Source organism: Geothermobacter hydrogeniphilus (assembly GCF_002093115.1).
Lineage (GTDB): Bacteria > Desulfobacterota > Desulfuromonadia > Desulfuromonadales > Geothermobacteraceae > Geothermobacter_A > Geothermobacter_A hydrogeniphilus.
This window is the reverse complement of the sequence record NZ_NAAD01000008.1, coordinates 67544-85658: the sequence shown is the minus strand read 5'-3', so window position 1 is coordinate 85658 and position 18115 is coordinate 67544. Positions and strand designations below refer to the sequence as shown.

Sequence of the window (18115 nt, the reverse complement as noted above, 5' to 3'; positions counted from 1 at the left end):
GGGTAAACTGAAACCAGGAGACACTATCGCAATGGAGAAAACCATGAAACATGTCATCGTCCTGTTGACAACGCTGGGGCTGCTGTTGCCGGCAAGCCCGCTGCTGGCCATGAATGCCGCGCAAAAGAAGGAATTCGAACGCATCTACGCGATGTCGCTGGAGGATCTGGCAGACCGGGTCGAAGCCCGGCTGGAACAGAAGTACCCGGACGAAGACTGGGAGAAATACCGGTTTCCAAGCTTCGTCTACACCGACGATCCGATTGAAATCAGCTACAAGGTCGCGGTCAAGAACCCGGACCTGCTCGGCACAGCCAACGTCACGGACAAGGATCGTATCATCCCCTGTTATTGCTTCTGCAACCGCATGGGACATGACAACCTGCTTTACTGCTTCTGGCAGAAAGGTCAGATCGGCGGGGATTTTGACTCCCACGCCAGCGAATGCAACATCTGCGTCAGGCAGGCGCTGCTGGCGTTCCTGTGGGATGACCTGGGAGCAAGCCACGCGGAGATCATCAGCGGCATGGAACGCAAATTCGAGCGCCTGATCGAAATGCACGAACGGGGGGAAATCTGAATCGACCAGGATTTCTTTCTGCCCGGTTTCCCCGGAGGAGATTTTGCCGTGGAGAAACGCGCGGCAGCACGGCCCTCCCTGTCACGGGGAGGGCCTTCTTACACCTCTGCCGACACCGCGGCAATATTGGTTCCCCGACCACGGTTGCGGATTTTGACCACCTCATCAACATCGGAAATAAAAATCAGACCGTCTCCTGATGTCCCGGTGTGCGCGGCTTCAACGATGGCATCGACATAGTTATCCAACTCCTCCGCATCACAGACCAGCTCAAGCTTGGTGACGGCATAATACTTCTCGGTAACCTTGGCTTCCCTCAGCTTCAGCGGATGCCGCGAATCGAAACCGTACCCGACCGGATGGACATTGATGGCGGTAACGCCGGGCGCACCATGTTTCTGCAGGTTTTCGATTACCGCCTCAAGGGCGCTCGTGCGGATATAGGCCTTAATCTCTTTCATAGCGTACCTCCCTCGGAATCTGGTGCCCCCCCCAACAACCGTTTTATTTTAAGTTTAATACCCGAATCTGAGTTGGCAAGCCGCTGCTTCCGAACGGGCCTTCCCATGGTCTTTCAGGATAGTCGTCTTGCAAGACTGTTCAGATCTGGTAGATTTCAAACAGAGGTTTACGTCGGCAACATTTTAGCCATATTCTGCGGAACGGTCATTTCCAACCCTCTTCAGTTCCGGCCTCCGCCGACAGGGCCGGTGTAGAATATCGGCTGCGACAGCTTGTCAATATCCTCCAAAAAGTGGGTTCATCCATGAATCGCACGAACCGGAAGCGTCCTTGGATCACCTGGATTATTATCACCCTGGCCGCCGTTATTCTCGCTGTCGGCGGAACAGCCTTCTACTTTCTGAATCTCACACAGCCTTCGTCCGAACCTTCAGCCTCCCAGCAGGGACAAAAGATTCTCTACTGGCGCTCGCCCATGAACCCGACCGAAACCTACCCCGAACCGGGCAAGGACCGCATGGGTATGGATCTGGTTCCGGTCTATGAGGGAGCGGGAGCATCAGGACCACCGGGGACGATCACCATTGACCCGGCAACCAGGCAGAACATCGGCGTGAAGACAGTCACACTGGTCCGCAAAAACCTGAACAGAAACATTCGCACCATCGGCCGGGTCGCCTATGACGAAACCCGGGTCCGCAGGATCACTCCCAAAATCGGCGGCTGGGTCGAGCGGCAGGAGGTCAACTTCACCGGCCAGGTGGTTGAAAAGGGCCAGCAGCTGCTGACCATCTACAGTCCGGACCTGGTCTCCAGCCAGGAGGAATACCTGGTCGCCCTGCAGTACCAGCGCCGACTGCAGCAGAGTCCGATTTCAGGCATCTCCGCGGGAGCCGACAGCCTGCTGCGGGCCACCGAAGCGCGACTGCGCTACTGGGATATCACCGAGGCCCAGATCAGGGCTCTGCGCGAACGCGGTGAAATTACCCGCACCATGGCGCTGCACGCACCGTTCAAAGGCATCATCGTGCGCAAAAATGTCCCGGAGGGGGGCTACGTCAAACCCGGCCAGGACCTGTACGAAATTGCCGACATCTCCTCCATCTGGGTCTACGCCGACATCTACGAATACGAAGCCCCCTGGCTGAAACTGGGGCAGGAGGCGGAGATCACCCTCGCCTACCAGCCGGGAAAAACCTATCGCGGGAAAATCATCTATATCTATCCTTACCTGAAAAACATGACCCGCACCCTGCAGGTACGCATCTCCTTCCCCAACAGCGACGATTTCGACCTGAAGCCCGACATGTGGGCCAATGTATCGATAAAAGTCGACATCAACCGGCAGGGACTCGCTGTCCCGGTTCAGGCCATTATCCGCACCGGTGTACGGGACATCGCGCTGGTGGCCCTCGACGGCGATCGTTTCGCCCCGCGCGAAATTAAGCTGGGAGCCCAGGTCGGTGACGAATTCGAAGTTCTCAAAGGCCTCCGGGAAGGGGATCAGGTGGTGACCTCGGCCCAGTTCCTGATCAACTCCGAAAGCAGCCTGCAGGCCGCCATCGACAAGATGCGCCAGGCTCCGCCGACGATGGCACCGACCACCGGCAAGCAGCAGCAAGCCATGCCCGGCATGAAAATGCCCGACATGGATAAAACCGGCGGGGGCATGTCGAAGAAGATGAACGGCCCTGACGCCATGGCCATGCCCGCCCGCCATCCCAAGGAGTGACGCGTGCTGCGTAAACTGATCGAAGCGTCGGTTCGCAACCAGTTCCTGGTGGCCCTCGCGGTGGTCGCCGCCATCGGCGCCGGGATCTTCGCTTTCGAACGCATCCCTCTGGACGCCCTTCCGGACGTCAGCGATGTCCAGGTCATCATCTTCACCGAGTGGCCGGGACAGCCGCCGCAGATCGTCGAGGACCAGGTCACCTACCCCATCACCACCACCATGCTGGCAGTTGCCAACGCCAAGGTTGTACGCGGCTACTCCTTTTTCGGCCTTTCCTTCGTCTACGTGATCTTCGAAGACGGCACCGACATCTACTGGGCACGCAGCCGGGTGCTTGAGTACCTCAGCTTCGTACAAAATCAGTTGCCGCCCGGCATAACACCGGTCCTCGGCCCCGACGCCACCCCGGTCGGCTGGGTCTTTGAATACGCCCTAGTCGATCACAGCGGCCAACACGACCTCTCCGAACTGCGCAGTCTGCAGGACTGGTACGTGCGCTATCAGCTGCAGACCGTACCGGGGGTCGCCAACGTCGCCTCGGTGGGTGGATTCGTCAAACAGTACCAGGTGAATATCGATCCCAACAAGCTGCTGGCCTACGACCTGCCGCTCAGCAAGGTGATCCGCGCGGTCAGGCGCAGCAACAACGATGTCGGCGGCCGGGTGGTGGAATACGCCGAGACCGAATACATGGTGGAAGGAATCGGCTACATCGAAAGCGTCAAGGATATTGAACAGATCCCGGTCGGTGTCGACATGAACGGCACGCCGATTCTGATCCGGGATGTCGCGAACGTGAGTCTCGGACCCGAAATCAGGCGCGGGGCGATTGACCTGGACGGGCTCGGAGAAGCCGCCGTCGGCATTGTCGAAATGCGCTACTGGAACAACGCCCTCGACGTCATCAACCGGGTCAAGCAGAAGATCGAGGAATTGAAGCCCGGCCTGCCGGAGGGCGTTGAAATCGTCCCCATCTATGACCGTTCGGCCCTCATCCACCGTGCCCAGAACACCCTGCGCGGCAAACTGATCGAGGAGAGCATCATTGTCGCCCTGGTCTGCGTGGTTTTCCTGCTGCACCTGCGTTCGGCATTTGTCGCCATCTTCACCCTGCCGGTCGGCATCCTGATCGCCATGACGATCATGTATTTCCAGGGGCTCGGTGCCAACATCATGTCCCTCGGCGGTATTGCCATCGCTATCGGCGCCATGGTGGACGGCGCGATTGTCATGATCGAGAACGCCCACAAGCATCTCGAACGGGATCGGGACAAGAAACCCCACTGGGACATCATCGTTGACTCCACCAAGGAGGTGGGACCGGCGCTCTTCTACTCCCTGATGATCATCGCCGTCTCCTTCCTGCCGGTCTTCGCTCTCACCGGCCAGTCAGGCCGCATGTTCACTCCCCTGGCGTTCACCAAGACCTATTCGATGGCGGCGGCAGCCATCCTGTCGATCACCGTCGTACCGGTCCTGATGGGCTACCTGATCCGCGGCCGGATTCTTCCCGAGCACAAGAACCCCGTCAATCGCATTCTCTCCAAGCTCTATCGACCGGTCCTGAAAACCGCGCTGAGACTGCGCTGGGTGGTACTGGCCGCAGCCCTCGCCTTCCTGGTGCTGACCATCATCCCCTACCGGCAGCTCGGTTCCGAGTTCATCCCGCCGCTCAACGAGGGGGATCTGCTCTACATGCCCTCCATGCTCCCCGGGGTCTCAATCACGGAGGCGACGGCGGTCGCACAGCAGACCAACCAGCTGATCATGACCCTGCCGGAGGTCAAGCACGCGCTGGCCAAGGTCGGCCGAGCCCGCTCCCCGCTGGACCCGGCACCCCTTTCAATGCTCGAAACCACCATCATTCTGAAACCTGAGGAGGAGTGGCGACCGGGCATGACCATTGAAAAACTGTCCGACGAACTCGATCGTCTGGTTCGCCTGCCCGGGGTCACCAACGCCTGGGTCATGCCGATCAAGACCCGCATCGACATGCTCTCCACCGGCATCAAGACCCCGGTCGGCATCAAGCTGACCGGTCCCAACCTGAAGGTCCTGCAGAAACTCGGCGAAGAGATCGAACCAGTGGTGCGCGGGCTGCCCGGAACCCGCAGTGTCTTCGCCGAACGCGTCGCCGGCGGTTATTATCTCGATTTCGTCATCAAGCGCGACCAGGCCGCGCGTTACGGGCTGACCGTCGATGACATCAACGACGTCATCCAGTCGGCCATCGGTGGCAAGAATGTCACCAGAACCGTCGAAGGGCTCGAACGCTATCCGGTCAATGTCCGCTACGCGAGAGATCTGCGCCACAACCCGGAAGAACTGCGTCGCGTGCTGATCGCCACCCCGACCGGCGCCCAGATCCCCATCGAGCAGGTGGCCGACATCTTCCCCCGCATGGGTCCGCCCTCGATCAAGACCGAAGGGGCCAGGCCCCAGGCCTGGATCTATGTCGACATCAATTCCGACCAGGATGTCGGCAGTTACGTGGAAAAAGCCAAGGCACTGGTCGAGGAGAAAATCACCATCCCGCCGGGATACAGCATCCAGTGGAGCGGCCAGTACGAGTACATCCAGGAGGCGCGGGCACGGCTCAAGGTGGTGGTTCCAGTCACCCTGCTGATTGTTTTCCTGCTGCTTTTCCTCAACTTCCGCAACCTGACCGAAGTTCTGATCGTCATGCTGACGGTACCGTTCTCGGTCCTGGGCGGCATCTGGTTCATGTACCTGCTGGGCTACAATATAAGCGTCGCCGTCATGGTCGGTTTCATCGCCCTGGTCGGTGTCGCCGTCGAGATCGGCGTCGTGATGATCATCTACCTCGACCGGGCTTTCGAGAAGAAGTGTGCCGAGGAGGGGACTCTTGACAAGGCGGGACTCTATGATGCAATTTTGGAAGGTGCCGCGGAACGCGTTCGTCCGATCACCATGACCGCCTGCGCCATCATCGGCGGCCTGTTGCCGATCATGTGGAGTCAGGAAACCGGCGCCAGGGTGATGAAGAGAATCGCCGCACCGATGGTCGGCGGGATGGTTTCAGCAACCCTGTTGACTCTCATTCTGGTTCCGGTCGTCTACCTGATATGGCGTTCCTGGCAGTTGCACAGAACCAAACAACCGCAGGGAACCGCCAGCGAAGAATAATTCTTCGCGGACCATTTGTTTTTCCTGCAACAGTCCTCAAGATCCGGTCAAAGGAGATAAAGATGGGCTACACATTCAACAAAATTGTTCCCTGCACGGTCGAAGCAGCAGAAGAAAAAGTCCGAGTGCAGCTGGCGGAAGAGGGTTTTGGAGTCCTGACGGAAATCGATGTGCAGGCTACGATCAGGAAGAAACTGGGAAAAGAGATGCCGGCTTACAAGATTCTCGGCGCCTGCAATCCTCATTTTGCCTACCGGGCGCTGCAGGCCGAACCGAACATCGGCACCATGCTGCCCTGCAATGTGATTATCCGCACCACCGACAAGGGCGAAACCGAAATCGCGGCCGTGGACCCCATGGCCTCGATGCAGGCGGTGGAAAACCCGGACCTGGCGGATATTGCCGGACAGGTGCGGGATAAACTGCAGCAGGTGATCGAACGCGTCTGATCCCGATCCGGATATCAGTTGACCATGGACCCGGTTGCTGAAGAACGTCCGGCTGATGCCTCCTGGCCGTCCGCGACGCGGCCGAGCAGGCAGCGCACCAGCTCCCTGGTGGTCTGATCGTCGTCGACAGCCAGAACCTGCAGCACCGGCCCCGGGTAGCTCCAGCCTCCCTGCAGGTCTTTCTCAAGCCCCCGCACCAGACCATACGCCAAGCTGTGCGGGACAAGCTGTTCCAGGGCTTCGAGTGCGTTGGCGCGGTGCCGCGCGTCTCCCCCCTGCAGGGCCTCCCGCACGGTTCTCAGGCGTCCCGAAGAATCCCAGTTTTCCAACTCACAGAGAACCTCAAAGGCAAGCCGGGCCGCCGTGTCGCGCAGATGTTCCACCAGCCTGTCAGCATGGACACCGTCGTTCTGCTGCCCCACGGCAACCGCCTGGGCCAGACGGCGCCGGGCCAGAAACAGTTTCTTACGGGCGGCGCGCACAACCTCGGGCGCGAAGTTGATCCTGCCGCGCTCCGGTCCGTACCAGCCGAGGGTCTCCAGCACCAGTTCGGGGTAGTGCTTTTTCATCCGCAGGGCAACCATCAACCAGAGCAGGGCAAAACCGAAACCGAAAGGGGCCAGATTCTGCGGGTGCAGGGGAAACCGGCAAACCACGAAATATCCCGACTGGCAGATCAGCACAAAAACCGCGCCGATCAGAATGCCGACACGCACGACGACACCGCGCAGAAAGGGCATCAGCGCCACCCGCTGTTCATCAGAAAACAGGCCGTTCAGGGCCGCCCGGGCCGGAGTCTGAATCGCTCGGCGGATAACTCCGGAACTGATTCCGGCGTAAACCGCGGTAAAAATATCGAACTGCAGCATGAATCCGACAAAGATCAGCAGGTAGTTGAAAGGATGGACCAGCAACCCCCCGGACAAACCGAATCGCGCATAAATCCGCCCGGCAAACAGGCTCACCAGCAACGCGAGAACGAACTGGGCACCGCGATAAAAACTGTAAAACCCGAGCATGGTGGATTCGTTGGCATAGGTCATATCGACAGCAAAACTGACCTGGTAATTAAGCAGCGGAATCAGGATGTTCGGAATCAGCGCCAGCAGCACCAGCCATCGCGCCAGATGGGAACGACGCATCACCGGAAGCGCCTGGCGCATGCCGGCAAACAGCGATGACCTGCCGTGCTCCTTCCCGGAGACCTTCTCGGCACCCGCGGCCGCCCGCACCGTCCGGGTCATCAGCCGAATCAGCACCGTCGCGCTCAGAACACCGCCCAGGTAAACCCAGAGGATATTGTCCACGGAACCGAGACGTGCCACCAGGGGAGTGGCGACACTGCCGCCAATGCCGCCGACCAGTCCGCCGGAAACCATCAGCGGAAACATCCTTTTCGATTGTCTGGTGGAAAAAACCTGGTTGGCCAGGTTCCAGAAAAGAAAAACCAGCAGCAGTTCATACTGGCTTTTCATGACATAAACAAGGGGATAAAGCAGGGGCCACCCCAGGGGAACCATCAGCCTGACCAGGGCCGCGCTCAGGGCGCAAAAAACCAGGGTCCGGCTCAGCAGCGTCTGGCCGGACATCCGCGTCAGCCAGCGACCAACCCGGCTCATCACGAAGAAGGTCACAACGGCATTGATCAGGATCATGGTCGGCAGAAAATGCACGCCGAAACGCTTCAGAAAAGTCGTCTCGGCGTAATTGCCGAACAGAACATTGGAGGCAGTGATGCAGAGCAGAGCCAGGGTCGCCAGAACGAAAACTTGCAGCTCGTCCCGCCGTAACCCGAGCCAGTCGATCAGAATCGAAGATTTATGCTGAAAATTCTCATGCGTCATACAGAGCAGGTCCCATGTGAAGGTGGCATCAACTGGTCACAGGATACTGCCGGGATGAAAATTGGCCGCTCCGCATCCAGCACGATGGAACCTGTGCCGACGAGTTCGGAGCGCGATACAGAGTCAACAACGGAACCCAAAGGTCCGGCCGACTCCTATGAAGATTCCAGGGAAATTCCCGCGGCTTCCCGCTGTTCGGGAACCAGGTCGTATTTTTCAATCCGGGACGTCAGCAGGGGGCTTGAGATCCGCAAAAATTCCGCGGCTCTGGTCCGGTTCCAGGAACAGAGCGCCAGGGCCTGAAGAATCGCCTGTTTCTCGATCTCTTCCAGTGAATAGCCGTCGGGGGGCAGGTGGACCACCCGACGGGCTCCCGACATGCCGCAGGTCAGTATTTTCAAGGGCAGCTCATCCCGCTCAACCAGATCGGCCCTGGCCAGAATCGCCAACCGTTCCATCAGGTTTTCCAATTCACGCACGTTGCCTGGCCAGGGATAGCACTGCAGGGCACTCAGGGCCTCCCGACTCAGAGAGAGGTTGCGGTCGCCACTGTAACGATCGAGGAAATGCTGGGCCAGCAGAGGAATATCCTCCTCCCGGTCACGCAACGGCGGCAAAGACAACGGCAGAACAGCCAACCGGGAGTACAGGTTTCTGCAGAAGCGCCCACAGCTGATTTCTGTTTCAAGGTTGCGGTTGGTTGCGGAAATGACGCGGACATTGATCCGATGGGCCTTGCCGCCGACCGGCGTAATCTCATTCTCCCGCAGGACATGCAGCAGCTTGGACTGCAGTTCGGCCGGCAGTTCACCGACCTCGTCAAGAAACAGGGTGCCGCCATCGGCCTGATCGAACTTTCCCCGATGGTTGCGCGCGGCACCGGGAAAAGCGCCGCGCAGATGCCCGAACAACTCACTTTCCAGGAGTTTTTCCGGGATAGCGGCACAGTTAACGACAACAAAAGGCCCCTTCCGGCGCGCTCCCTGTCGGTGCAGCTGCCGGGCTACCAACTCCTTGCCGGTACCGCTTTCCCCGAGAATCAACACCGGGGCCTCGGCGGTCGCCATCCTGCGGATCAGGTTATGCACCGCCTGCATCTGCGGGGAATCCCCCAGCAGCACCCGGTGTTTCCGGGAGGAGAGCGCGGCTTTCAGTTTACGGTTTTCCCGGGTCAGTCCCTGAAAGGCAAGTGCCTTGGAAACCGCAAGGACGAGTTGCTCGCGGCTGAAAGGCTTGCCCAGATAATCATAGGCACCGAGACGAATCGCCTTGACGGCTTCCTCCAGGGAACCGAAGGCGGTGACCACAACAACCAGAGCGTCCGGACTGTAGGCCTTGATACGGGTTAACAGCTCCAGGCCGCCCAGTCCGCCCATACGGACATCGGTCAGCACCAACCGGGGATGGGTCTGCTGAAAAAGCCGGAACCCTGTTTCCCCGTCTTCCGCCAGCATGACATTGTAGCCCGCCTCCTCCAGGTTGTGCTGAATAACCCTGCGCAGACCGGCATCATCATCGACGACCAGGATGGTCCCACCACGTTCCGGCATATGTCGCCTCCTTTGCTTCCGTTGCTGCAGCTGGATATTCAAACTGCGTGCCGAAGACAACACCGTTTAAATTCAACCTGTTACAAGATCAGACAAAGGCGCGATGAAGAATATTCAACATCCGGTGGAGAATTTTCTCAAAACTCTGAACAGGCAGCCGTTTTCTGCTTGCCGCATCCGTATCCATTCAGGGCACGGGAATCTCTCCGCAACGATCGTCACTTCCCTTTGGCGGCGCTCCGGTTGAGGGTATCGAGCAGGCTCCTGGCCGGAATCGGCAGACGGCCGTAGCCGAGTTTCAGGATCTCGTCGGGACGAATTCCCTCGCGACCGTAGAAAGCACCGTCGGCATCGTCATCCACCGCCAGCGAGGCTCCTTCGAGAGAGACCCCGGCAAACAGGCCGCGACTGCGCGAATAGGAAAGGATCTCCGCCTTCAGGGTGATATCGGTCGAACCCTCGACCCGGCGACCGACCGGACCGGCAGCAATCGCGGCATCGACGCCGAGGGTTATTTTCCCCTCAAAGACATCGTTGATGCTCTTTTCGGTCATGAAGACCAGGATCACGTCGGTCGACTGGGCACCGATCTGCCAACCGAAACTGCCGCCGATCAGGGAGACGAAGACCGGATTATTCCAACGGCCCGATGTCCCACGGGTAAGCAGGACTCCGTTGCCGAATTTGCCGCCGATAATGAAACCGGCCTTGAGCATCCCGGGAATGATCGCCAGGCCGTAGGCATCGTTCAGCAGTGCCGGCGGGATCCCCTGTTCGGGAATCTTGTTGATCTCATGCACAACCTCGATGGCGTCAAGAACCGTTTGCGATTGTTTTTTCGCCGCCTGAACAGGTGACACGAACAGCAGCAACAACAGGAAAATCAGGAAAAAACGCATCAACAGACTCCTTTTGGTTACCTGGATCAGGACCTTCACCCAGGACGGGAAACGTGTCAAGACCGATGATTCATTCTAACTGCAAATCCCCCGCAAACGATAACCGAAAGATGATGGCGTCGCAAAAACTCACCAGCAGCTGCGTTGCTGCGTTTGTCTCGCTGCTTCAACGTACGTAAGTACGCCTCATTGCGCGACAATCGCGCGCCTTGCTGCTGGCGCTTTTTGCTTAGCCAACACTCTTGATGTTTTTGCGAAAGCATCAAAGATGACAGAGAGGAAAAATCCGTTACAATTTATGGAAATACCTGCTCTGTCATATCCCTGTTCTCGAGGAGGACTTCATGAACGACGAAGCCGTCACCCTTGATCCGACCGGCCGCGCCCGGAAAATGGCAACCATTATCTATGCCCTGCAGGCAGCCTCCTTCATCTTCGGCCTGACCGCCATTATCGGCATTATTCTCAACTATCTCAAGGCCGATCTGGTAAAGGGCACTTTTGTTGAATCCCACTTCCGCTGGCAACGCCGGACCTTCTGGTTCGGGTTGTTCTGGAGCATCCTCGGCGGCATCACCTTCACCTTTGTCATCGGTTACTTCATTCTCGTCCTCACCGGCATCTGGCTCATCTACCGGATCGTCAACGGCTGGCTGAAACTGTCGGAAAACCGGCCGATGTACCTGCGATAAAGGCATGGTCACGACTCACCGAAGACGGGTAAAAGTTCTGTAAAACTCCTGGTCATGGGCTCGCCGTCCCCCGAATAGCGTGCTAACGTTTGCTTAACCCTGCGCGACCCCATATGTCTGGTCACACCCTTGCCAAGGAGGTTTTACCCATGGCAGCCCCCCACGATACCTGTTCCGAGTACAGCCCCGGCGAAGAGATCGCCAACAGTATCACCCACGGTATCGGCACGCTGCTCGCCATCGGCGGGCTCGGCGTCCTGTCCGCCTACGCCGGCACCCGCGGCAACACCTGGCACATTGTTACCTGCAGCGTCTTCGGCGCCACCCTGATCTTCTCCTATCTGACCTCAACCCTCTACCACAGCATCCAGCATGTGTCGGCCAAAAATATCCTCCGCACCCTCGACCACGCCGCCATCTTCCTGCTGATTGCCGGCACCTATACTCCGATCACCCTGATCTCGATGCACGGTCCCTGGGGATGGACCATCTTCGGCGTGGTCTGGGGACTCGCCCTGGTCGGCATCATCTGCGAAACCACCTTTGCCAAAAATATGGGTGTACTGCGGGTCGCCACCTACATCGCCATGGGCTGGGTGGTGGTCATCGCCGCCCGGCCGCTGATGGCCGGGCTCGCCCCCGGCGGATTGCTGCTGCTGGTCCTCGGTGGTCTCGCCTACACCGGGGGAGTGGTCTTCTACGCCTGGGACCGGCTGCCCTACAACCACGCCATCTGGCACCTGTTCGTCCTGGCCGGCAGCACGATGCACTTTTTCGCCATTCTCTGGTACGTCATCCCGGACAAGGTCCTAACCTGACCCGGATCCCGCCAGCCTTGCCCGCCCCGCAAGGCTGGCGGTCGCCTGCCGCACCGCCGCAAACGAGAGTCCTGCTTGCCAAGTCCCGCCAAACCGGCTAGAAATGAAGCGGAGCAAATCCCTGAATCAAGATCACAACATTACTTCCACCTGAATCAGTGGGTTTCTGTTGGATGGAGAGTGCAAGTGCTGTCCGCCGACAAAGGACTCCCTGATCCAGATTCCATTCAGGAGGTCATCATGCGCGCAGTCCTGGTCAACAGTTTCGGCGAACCTGAAACCATGCGGGTCGGCGAGATCGAAGCCCGCCGGCCCCAGTCCGGTGAAATCCTGGTGAAGATCGCAGCGGCGGGCGTCAACCCGGTCGACACCTATATTCGTGCCGGAGTCTACCCGGTGCTGCCACAGACCCCCTACGTCCCCGGCTTCGATGCCGCCGGCACCATCGAGGCGGTCGGTGATGACGTCACGGGATGGGAACCCGGCAACCGGGTCTGGCTGTCGGGCTCGCTGACCGGTACCTACGCCGAACACGCCCTCTGCCGTCCCGACCAGCTCCACCCGCTGCCCGATGCGGTCAGCTTCGCCCAGGGGGCGGCGGTCGCCATCCCCGCCGGGGCTGCCTGGCGGGCGCTCTTTATCCGCGGCGACGCCAGACCGGCCGAGAAGGTCCTGATTCACGGCGCCAGCGGCGCTGCCGGCCTGGCCGCGGTCCAGCTGGCCAAAGCCGCCGGGCTGCGGGTTTTTGGTACCGCCGGCAGCCCTGAAGGAGAGGAACTGGTCCGCCAGGCCGGCGCCGCGGCGGTGTTCAACCACCATGCGGAAGGTTACGCCGACCGACTGGCCGAGGTGACCGGCGGGGTCGATCTGATCCTCGAAATGCTGGCCAACGTCAACCTGGAGCGGGACCTGCTGCTGCTCGCCCCGCGCGGCCGGGTGGTGATCGTCGGCAGCCGCGGCCGCATTGAAATCGATCCGCGCCTGACCATGGGCAAGGAAACCGACATCCGCGGCATGTCGCTGTTCGCCGCCAGTGAAGAAGAACATCACCGCACCCACGCCGCCCTCGACGCAGCCCTGGCGAGCGGGGTGCTGACGCCGCGCGTCAGCCGCGAACTGCCGCTGGAGAAGGCCGCCCAAGCCCATCACGAGGTCCTGGAGACCCATACCCTGGGAAAAATCGTGCTGATCCCCTGAGGGCTGTCGACGATGCTGATCACACTGGAAGAAATTCGCCGGGTTCTCGCCGACTACGAACCGCAACTGGCCGCCGCCGGCAGCAAACAGCGGGCGGCGGTCGCGCTGCTGCTGCACCAGTGCCGGGACGGCCTGCAGATCTTCTTCATCGAACGGGCCAGCCATCCGCGGGACCCCTGGTCGGGAAACCTCGCCTTCCCCGGCGGGCGGGTCGACCCGGAAGATGCCGATGAACAGGCCGCCGCCGAACGTGAAACCCGGGAAGAGGTCGGCCTGCAGCTGAAGCGGGACTGGTGCATTGGACGCCTCGACGACATCCACGGCGCCTACCTGCCGATCCAGGTCGCCTGTTTCGTCTACCGGATACCGGTGATGCCGCAACTATCCCCCAACGAAGAAGTCACGGACTGTTTCTGGTTCCCCTGCGACGACCTGCTTGACCCCTCCCGCCACGGAGAAATCAGTCTCCACTGGCAGGGTCGGCTGCGTACCGCGCGGGCCATCGACCTGCTCGGTCCAGGCCGTCCGGTACTGTGGGGCATCACCTACCGGCTGGTGACCCAATTACTGGTGCTGCTCGGTTGCTGGGACCGGGAGCGGCTGCAGATCATGGATGACTGATGTGAGATGTGAGATGTGAGATGTGAGGGCAGGATGAAAACTTTCGGCCCAAAAACGACCGAAAAATCCGCTGGGAACGCGGCACGTCATACTCGCAGGCGCTCCCCCACCCCATCCCTTAAGGTTTTAGCGTCACAAACGGCGCTCGACAACCAGGAGAGAGGGCGCCCGGCGGCGATTGTAGACCTGCAGTCTGATGACGTCGAATGCGGCGGCCGGAAGCCCGGCGCATTCCCACTCGACCGCGGCGCATTCTTCATCCCCGCCCGGATGACCGGGATAGAGGACCAGTGCCAGGCGCCCGCCCGCTTCCAGGCGGGGCCAGAGGGCGCGCAAGGCTTCCAGGGTGGTCTCAGCGCGGGTAATCAGCTGCTTGTCTCCGCCCGGCAGGTAGCCGAGATTACCGATGGCGGCGGCAACCGGCCCGGTGAGATAGGCGTCGAGAAACTGGTGACCGTCATGGATCAGCTGACAGCCCGGCTCGTGGAGCGGCACCCGGGTGGCCACCCGCCGTGGAAGAAAACCGGCGGCGGCCAGGCGGACGGCAGTGGCCTCGATTGCCGACAGCTGAATATCGAAACTGAGCAGCTGACCGTCCGGTCCCAGGTGACGGGCCAGAAAGAGACTGTCGCAACCGTTGCCGGCGGTCAGGTCAAGCAGCCGGGCATCAGGCCGGATCACTTCGGCCAGCAGCCGCTGCGCAAGAACAACGACCCGGCCGAGGGAAGAACGGGGAGCAAGGGACTCAGGAGGAGTGGCGGTCCGGGGCGATCTCATCGAGGACCTTGATCTTCAGGTCGATAGCCTGGCGGGGAGAGAGCCGCAGCAGCCCGGCCAGCTGTCTCGCCAGGGCATCCTCGTACTTGTCCAGCTCGCCGTCGGCATAGACCAGCCGCCAGAGGCCCTCCATCACCTTGAGCTTTTCCTCGATGCTGAAGTGCCGGTTGATCAGACTGGTGAACTGCTGCAGGTCGAAACTTTCAGCACGCACCTCTTCGGCCGCGGCGATCAGTTCATCGGCGGCTTCGACGGAGAGACCGAATCTGTCCTGCAGCAATTGTTCGACCAGGTGGACTTCGAGGGGCTGAAAATTTCGATCGGCGTGAGCCATCTCCAGCAACAACACCGCCACCGCGACCTGGATACGATCACGATGCTCGGCGGCCGCGGTTCCCGCCCCGGCGGAAAGAAGACTGAGGAGTTTGTGAAACATGAGTTTTCCCGGTTCTGGTCAGAAGTAACGGATCACCCGGGCTTTTTCCAGGGTGATCATGCCGCCGGTGATCATGCGGTCGAGTTCCGGCAGCAGCAGATCAATTTTTTCCTGCTTGTCGACCACTTCAACAATCACCGGCAGGTCGGATGAAAAACGCAGCAGCTTGTCGGTGTGCAGCACGCTGCCGCCGCCGTAACCGGCGGCGCACTTGATGACCGTCGCCCCCGCGAGGCCCCGTTCCCGAAACAGGGCCAGCAGGGCATCGTACAACGGCTTTTTTTCCCAGCGATCCGATTCGCCGAAAAAAATCCGCATCAGGGTCAGTTCACCATCGAGTCGCGTCATGAGTCCTCCCCAAAATTGACTGGCAGGGTGTTGAAAAAGTCGTCCCCCAGGCTGAGCAAAAATGTTCAGATGCAAGGTGTCCGAAGCCCTGCGGCATAAGGCGTACCGGAAGGTACGTCGTTGACACGGGGTGAGGGCAACACCGCAGATGGACGTCTTTCATCAGCTAGAGCTGGCGGGCGAGATAGATGCCCAGACCGGCAAAGACCACGCAGACCGTCATATTGAGAACAACATTAGCCCCGGCCTGCAGGGTGCTTCCCTCCTCCATCAATCGCACCGTTTCATAGGAAAAGGTCGAAAAGGTGGTGAAGCCGCCCATGAAACCGGTGGTGATGCCCATCCGCACCTGCGCCGGCAGCAGGGTGCTGCGCAGGCCGGACTCCATCAGGAAACCGAGCAGCAGCGATCCGACAACATTGACCGCCAGGGTTCCCCAGGGCAGAGAACGACCCGCCAGGGCATAGACCCAGCCGGACACCAGGTAACGGGAGACGCAGCCGAAAGCGCCGAACAAACCGATATAGAGGATTTGCATGACTCTGTAGCTCCTGAGGGTTCGCGACATTATCGGAAGGCAAACCGGGACTGTCAACCTCCGATCTTGCCCGGACCTCTTGCCAGCGGCGGAAGAGTTTGCTATAAAGATTTGGCACTCTCCGGTCGAGAGTGCCAATGACTTGATCTTACAAAAGAAAACATCCTGGAGGTGACGACATGAGCGACCTCGCGCTAGCTGTTGTCAGCGACAATTTCGAACACTACATGGCCCAGGTGAATCGTTTCGAACTGCTGACTCCAGAGCAGGAAATCGATCTCGCCCGCCGCTACCGCGACCAGGGCGACCTGACCGCCGCCGAGCGCCTGGTCACCGGCAACCTGCGCTTCGTGGTCAAGATCGCCTACGAATACCGCAACTACGGCTGCAAGTTGCTCGACCTGGTCCAGGAAGGAAACATCGGCCTGATGCTGGCGGTCAAGAAATTCGATCCGGATCGCGGCATCCGCCTGATCTCCTACGCGGTCTGGTGGATCCGGGCCTATATCCAGAACTTCATCATCAAAAGCTGGTCGCTGGTCAAGATCGGCACCACCCAGGCACAGAAGAAGCTTTTCTTCAAACTCAACCAGACGCGCGAGGCCCTGAAACGCCTTACCGGCGGCAGCAACAGTGAAGAGATCGCCGCCGAACTCGATGTCCGCACCACCGAAGTCGAGGAAATGGAACAGCGGATGCACGCCCGGGATGCCTCCCTGGACCTGAAACTGGTCGACGGGGATGACTACAGCCTGATGGATTCACTGGCGGATGAACGCGCCAACCAGGAAGAACTGCTGGCAGAGCGACAGGAAGACGAGCAGCGTCGCAAACAGGTCGGCGAGGCATTGTCTCGCCTGAAGCCCCGGGAACGTGATATTGTTGCGGCACGCCTGCTGGACGATCCGCCCCTGACCCTGCAGGAGCTGGCCGACCGCTACGGCATCAGCCGCGAGCGTGTCCGTCAGATCGAGCAGAATGCCCTGAAAAAAATGAAGGAGGCACTTCAGTGCCTGAGTCCGCCCACAGCCGCCTGACCCGGGATGATGCCCGCGTCCGGAAAACCGGTGCCTTCATCCCGGAACTGCTGGCCGCCGCCGAAGAGATCGTCCACGGTCAGCAGTCCCTGATCGAAGGCATGCTGGTCGGCCTGCTGTGCGGCGGCCACGTACTCATCGAGGGCGTACCGGGCCTGGCCAAAACCCTGGCCGCAAAAACCCTGGCCAGACTGCTCGACCTCGACTTCCAGCGTATCCAGTTCACTCCCGACCTGCTGCCGGCAGATCTGACCGGCACCCCCATCTATCATCCTCCGAGCGGAGAGTTCCGCACCCGCAAAGGGCCGGTCTTCACCCAGGTGCTGCTGGCTGATGAAATCAACCGCGCCCCGGCCAAGGTACAGTCGGCGCTGCTCGAAGCCATGGAGGAGGGCCAGGTGACCCTCGGCGAAACCAGCCACCGGCTGCCCGACCCCTTTTTCGTCCTGGCCACCCAGAATCCGCTGGAGCAGGAGGGAACCTACCCCCTGCCGGAAGCCCAGCTCGACCGTTTTTTTCTCAAACTGCATGTTGACTATCCGTCCCGCGAGGCGGAACAGCGGATGGTGATCGCCCACAGCTCCGGCAGCGCCCCGACCCCGCGGTTGCGCATCGGCAGGGAGCAGCTGGCCGCGGCCCGCGAACAGGTGCGGGAGATCCACCTGGCGCCGGAGCTGCTTGACCATCTGCTCGACCTGACCGCCGCGAGCCGTGAGCCGCAACGCTTCGGCGCCGACCAGCTCGCCCCTCTGATCGCCCACGGCATCTCCCCGCGCGGCAGCATCGCCCTAGCACGGGCCGCCAAGGCGCTGGCCTTCATCCGCGGCCGCAGCTACGTGGTCCCCGACGACCTGTACAGCATCGCTCATCCGGTACTGCGTCACCGGCTGCTGCTCAGCTACGAAGCGGAAGCGGACGGACACACCCCCGATCAGATCATCGACCAGTTGCTGAAAACCCTTCCGACACCCTGACACCTCACCCGCCG

18 protein-coding genes are annotated in these 18115 nt (G+C 60.3%); 10 read left to right on the top strand and 8 right to left on the bottom strand.

Features of this window, described 5'->3' with window-relative positions; translation table 11 throughout:
• Window positions 1-43 precede the first annotated feature (43 nt).
• Window positions 44-580, top strand: a complete 537-nt coding sequence (locus B5V00_RS07970) for a PCYCGC motif-containing (lipo)protein (RefSeq protein ID WP_172399660.1) — start codon at window positions 44-46, stop codon at window positions 578-580.
• A 98-nt stretch (window positions 581-678) separates the two neighbouring features.
• Here B5V00_RS07970 and B5V00_RS07965 read toward each other — a convergent pair whose 3' ends face one another.
• A complete protein-coding gene (locus tag B5V00_RS07965) occupies window positions 679-1041 on the bottom strand; it encodes a P-II family nitrogen regulator (RefSeq protein ID WP_085010243.1) in 363 nt (120 codons plus the stop codon).
• A 305-nt stretch (window positions 1042-1346) separates the two neighbouring features.
• Here B5V00_RS07965 and B5V00_RS07960 point away from each other — a divergent pair, with 305 nt between their 5' ends.
• The 3 genes from B5V00_RS07960 (at window position 1347) to B5V00_RS07950 (ending at window position 6370) form a co-directional block, all read left to right on the top strand.
• Window positions 1347-2774 (top strand): efflux RND transporter periplasmic adaptor subunit, encoded by a 1428-nt coding sequence (locus B5V00_RS07960; protein ID WP_085010242.1) that lies wholly within the window; start codon window positions 1347-1349, stop codon window positions 2772-2774.
• Window positions 2775-2777: 3 nt separating this feature from the next.
• Window positions 2778-5921 (top strand): efflux RND transporter permease subunit, encoded by a 3144-nt coding sequence (locus B5V00_RS07955; RefSeq protein WP_085010241.1) that lies wholly within the window; start codon window positions 2778-2780, stop codon window positions 5919-5921.
• A 62-nt stretch (window positions 5922-5983) separates the two neighbouring features.
• A complete protein-coding gene (locus tag B5V00_RS07950; protein ID WP_085010240.1) occupies window positions 5984-6370 on the top strand; it encodes a DUF302 domain-containing protein in 387 nt (128 codons plus the stop codon).
• A gap of 14 nt (window positions 6371-6384) precedes the next feature.
• Here the strand turns inward: B5V00_RS07950 and B5V00_RS07945 are convergent, their stop codons facing one another.
• The 3 genes from B5V00_RS07945 to B5V00_RS07935 all read right to left on the bottom strand — a co-directional run bounded on the left by B5V00_RS07945 (window position 6385) and on the right by B5V00_RS07935 (window position 10663).
• Window positions 6385-8214 (bottom strand): Npt1/Npt2 family nucleotide transporter, encoded by a 1830-nt coding sequence (locus B5V00_RS07945; RefSeq protein WP_085010239.1) that lies wholly within the window; start codon window positions 8212-8214, stop codon window positions 6385-6387.
• Between the two features lie 155 nt (window positions 8215-8369).
• The gene (locus B5V00_RS07940; protein ID WP_085010238.1) at window positions 8370-9764 is read right to left on the bottom strand and encodes a sigma-54-dependent transcriptional regulator; all 1395 of its coding nucleotides are present in this window, start codon (window positions 9762-9764) and stop codon (window positions 8370-8372) included.
• Between the two features lie 218 nt (window positions 9765-9982).
• Window positions 9983-10663 carry a lipid-binding SYLF domain-containing protein gene (locus tag B5V00_RS07935; RefSeq protein ID WP_085010237.1) on the bottom strand — a complete coding sequence of 227 codons (681 nt, stop codon included), beginning with the start codon at window positions 10661-10663 and terminating at the stop codon, window positions 9983-9985.
• Window positions 10664-11007: 344 nt separating this feature from the next.
• Here B5V00_RS07935 and B5V00_RS07930 point away from each other — a divergent pair, with 344 nt between their 5' ends.
• The 4 genes from B5V00_RS07930 (at window position 11008) to B5V00_RS07915 (ending at window position 13991) form a co-directional block, all read left to right on the top strand.
• On the top strand, window positions 11008-11355 hold the full coding sequence (locus B5V00_RS07930) for a DUF4870 family protein (RefSeq protein WP_085010236.1): 348 nt from the start codon (window positions 11008-11010) through the stop codon (window positions 11353-11355).
• 149 nt (window positions 11356-11504) lie between these two features.
• Entirely contained in the window at window positions 11505-12173 is a 669-nt protein-coding gene (trhA, locus tag B5V00_RS07925) for a PAQR family membrane homeostasis protein TrhA (RefSeq protein WP_085010235.1), read from the top strand.
• A 240-nt stretch (window positions 12174-12413) separates the two neighbouring features.
• Window positions 12414-13370 carry an NADPH:quinone reductase gene (locus tag B5V00_RS07920; protein ID WP_085010300.1) on the top strand — a complete coding sequence of 319 codons (957 nt, stop codon included), beginning with the start codon at window positions 12414-12416 and terminating at the stop codon, window positions 13368-13370.
• Between the two features lie 12 nt (window positions 13371-13382).
• On the top strand, window positions 13383-13991 hold the full coding sequence (locus B5V00_RS07915; RefSeq protein WP_085010234.1) for an NUDIX hydrolase: 609 nt from the start codon (window positions 13383-13385) through the stop codon (window positions 13989-13991).
• A 132-nt stretch (window positions 13992-14123) separates the two neighbouring features.
• Here the strand turns inward: B5V00_RS07915 and mnmM are convergent, their stop codons facing one another.
• From mnmM to crcB, 4 genes are all read right to left on the bottom strand, one after another.
• A complete protein-coding gene (gene mnmM / locus B5V00_RS07910; RefSeq protein WP_085010233.1) occupies window positions 14124-14768 on the bottom strand; it encodes a tRNA 5-(aminomethyl)-2-thiouridylate-methyltransferase MnmM in 645 nt (214 codons plus the stop codon).
• A complete protein-coding gene (locus tag B5V00_RS07905; protein WP_085010232.1) occupies window positions 14737-15204 on the bottom strand; it encodes a tellurite resistance TerB family protein in 468 nt (155 codons plus the stop codon). The genes mnmM and B5V00_RS07905 overlap by 32 nt, the downstream gene beginning before the upstream one ends.
• Before the next feature lie 18 nt (window positions 15205-15222).
• Window positions 15223-15552: a DUF190 domain-containing protein gene (locus B5V00_RS07900; protein WP_085010231.1), complete on the bottom strand. Its 330-nt coding sequence runs from the start codon at window positions 15550-15552 to the stop codon at window positions 15223-15225.
• A 166-nt stretch (window positions 15553-15718) separates the two neighbouring features.
• On the bottom strand, window positions 15719-16090 hold the full coding sequence (gene crcB / locus B5V00_RS07895; protein ID WP_085010230.1) for a fluoride efflux transporter CrcB: 372 nt from the start codon (window positions 16088-16090) through the stop codon (window positions 15719-15721).
• A 179-nt stretch (window positions 16091-16269) separates the two neighbouring features.
• Between crcB and rpoH the strand changes: the two genes are divergently transcribed.
• Both rpoH and B5V00_RS07885 read left to right on the top strand, forming a co-directional pair.
• Window positions 16270-17127, top strand: coding sequence for an RNA polymerase sigma factor RpoH (rpoH, locus tag B5V00_RS07890; protein ID WP_085010229.1), 858 nt, complete (start codon window positions 16270-16272; stop codon window positions 17125-17127).
• Window positions 17100-18101, top strand: coding sequence for an AAA family ATPase (locus tag B5V00_RS07885; RefSeq protein ID WP_245803931.1), 1002 nt, complete (start codon window positions 17100-17102; stop codon window positions 18099-18101). The genes rpoH and B5V00_RS07885 overlap by 28 nt, the downstream gene beginning before the upstream one ends.
• Window positions 18102-18115 lie beyond the last annotated feature (14 nt).

Bases quoted from the DNA above. Each gene is read 5' to 3' on its own strand.
- B5V00_RS07970 (WP_172399660.1), top strand. From the start codon at position 44: ATGAAACATGTCATCGTCCTGTTGACAACGCTGGGGCTGCTGTTGCCG.
- B5V00_RS07965 (WP_085010243.1), bottom strand. From the start codon at position 1,041: ATGAAAGAGATTAAGGCCTATATCCGCACGAGCGCCCTTGAGGCGGTA.
- B5V00_RS07960 (WP_085010242.1), top strand. From the start codon at position 1,347: ATGAATCGCACGAACCGGAAGCGTCCTTGGATCACCTGGATTATTATC.
- B5V00_RS07950 (WP_085010240.1), top strand. From the start codon at position 5,984: ATGGGCTACACATTCAACAAAATTGTTCCCTGCACGGTCGAAGCAGCA.
- B5V00_RS07945 (WP_085010239.1), bottom strand. From the start codon at position 8,214: ATGACGCATGAGAATTTTCAGCATAAATCTTCGATTCTGATCGACTGG.
- B5V00_RS07940 (WP_085010238.1), bottom strand. From the start codon at position 9,764: ATGCCGGAACGTGGTGGGACCATCCTGGTCGTCGATGATGATGCCGGT.
- B5V00_RS07935 (WP_085010237.1), bottom strand. From the start codon at position 10,663: ATGCGTTTTTTCCTGATTTTCCTGTTGTTGCTGCTGTTCGTGTCACCT.
- B5V00_RS07930 (WP_085010236.1), top strand. From the start codon at position 11,008: ATGAACGACGAAGCCGTCACCCTTGATCCGACCGGCCGCGCCCGGAAA.
- trhA (WP_085010235.1), top strand. From the start codon at position 11,505: ATGGCAGCCCCCCACGATACCTGTTCCGAGTACAGCCCCGGCGAAGAG.
- B5V00_RS07920 (WP_085010300.1), top strand. From the start codon at position 12,414: ATGCGCGCAGTCCTGGTCAACAGTTTCGGCGAACCTGAAACCATGCGG.
- B5V00_RS07915 (WP_085010234.1), top strand. From the start codon at position 13,383: ATGCTGATCACACTGGAAGAAATTCGCCGGGTTCTCGCCGACTACGAA.
- mnmM (WP_085010233.1), bottom strand. From the start codon at position 14,768: ATGAGATCGCCCCGGACCGCCACTCCTCCTGAGTCCCTTGCTCCCCGT.
- B5V00_RS07905 (WP_085010232.1), bottom strand. From the start codon at position 15,204: ATGTTTCACAAACTCCTCAGTCTTCTTTCCGCCGGGGCGGGAACCGCG.
- B5V00_RS07900 (WP_085010231.1), bottom strand. From the start codon at position 15,552: ATGACGCGACTCGATGGTGAACTGACCCTGATGCGGATTTTTTTCGGC.
- crcB (WP_085010230.1), bottom strand. From the start codon at position 16,090: ATGCAAATCCTCTATATCGGTTTGTTCGGCGCTTTCGGCTGCGTCTCC.
- rpoH (WP_085010229.1), top strand. From the start codon at position 16,270: ATGAGCGACCTCGCGCTAGCTGTTGTCAGCGACAATTTCGAACACTAC.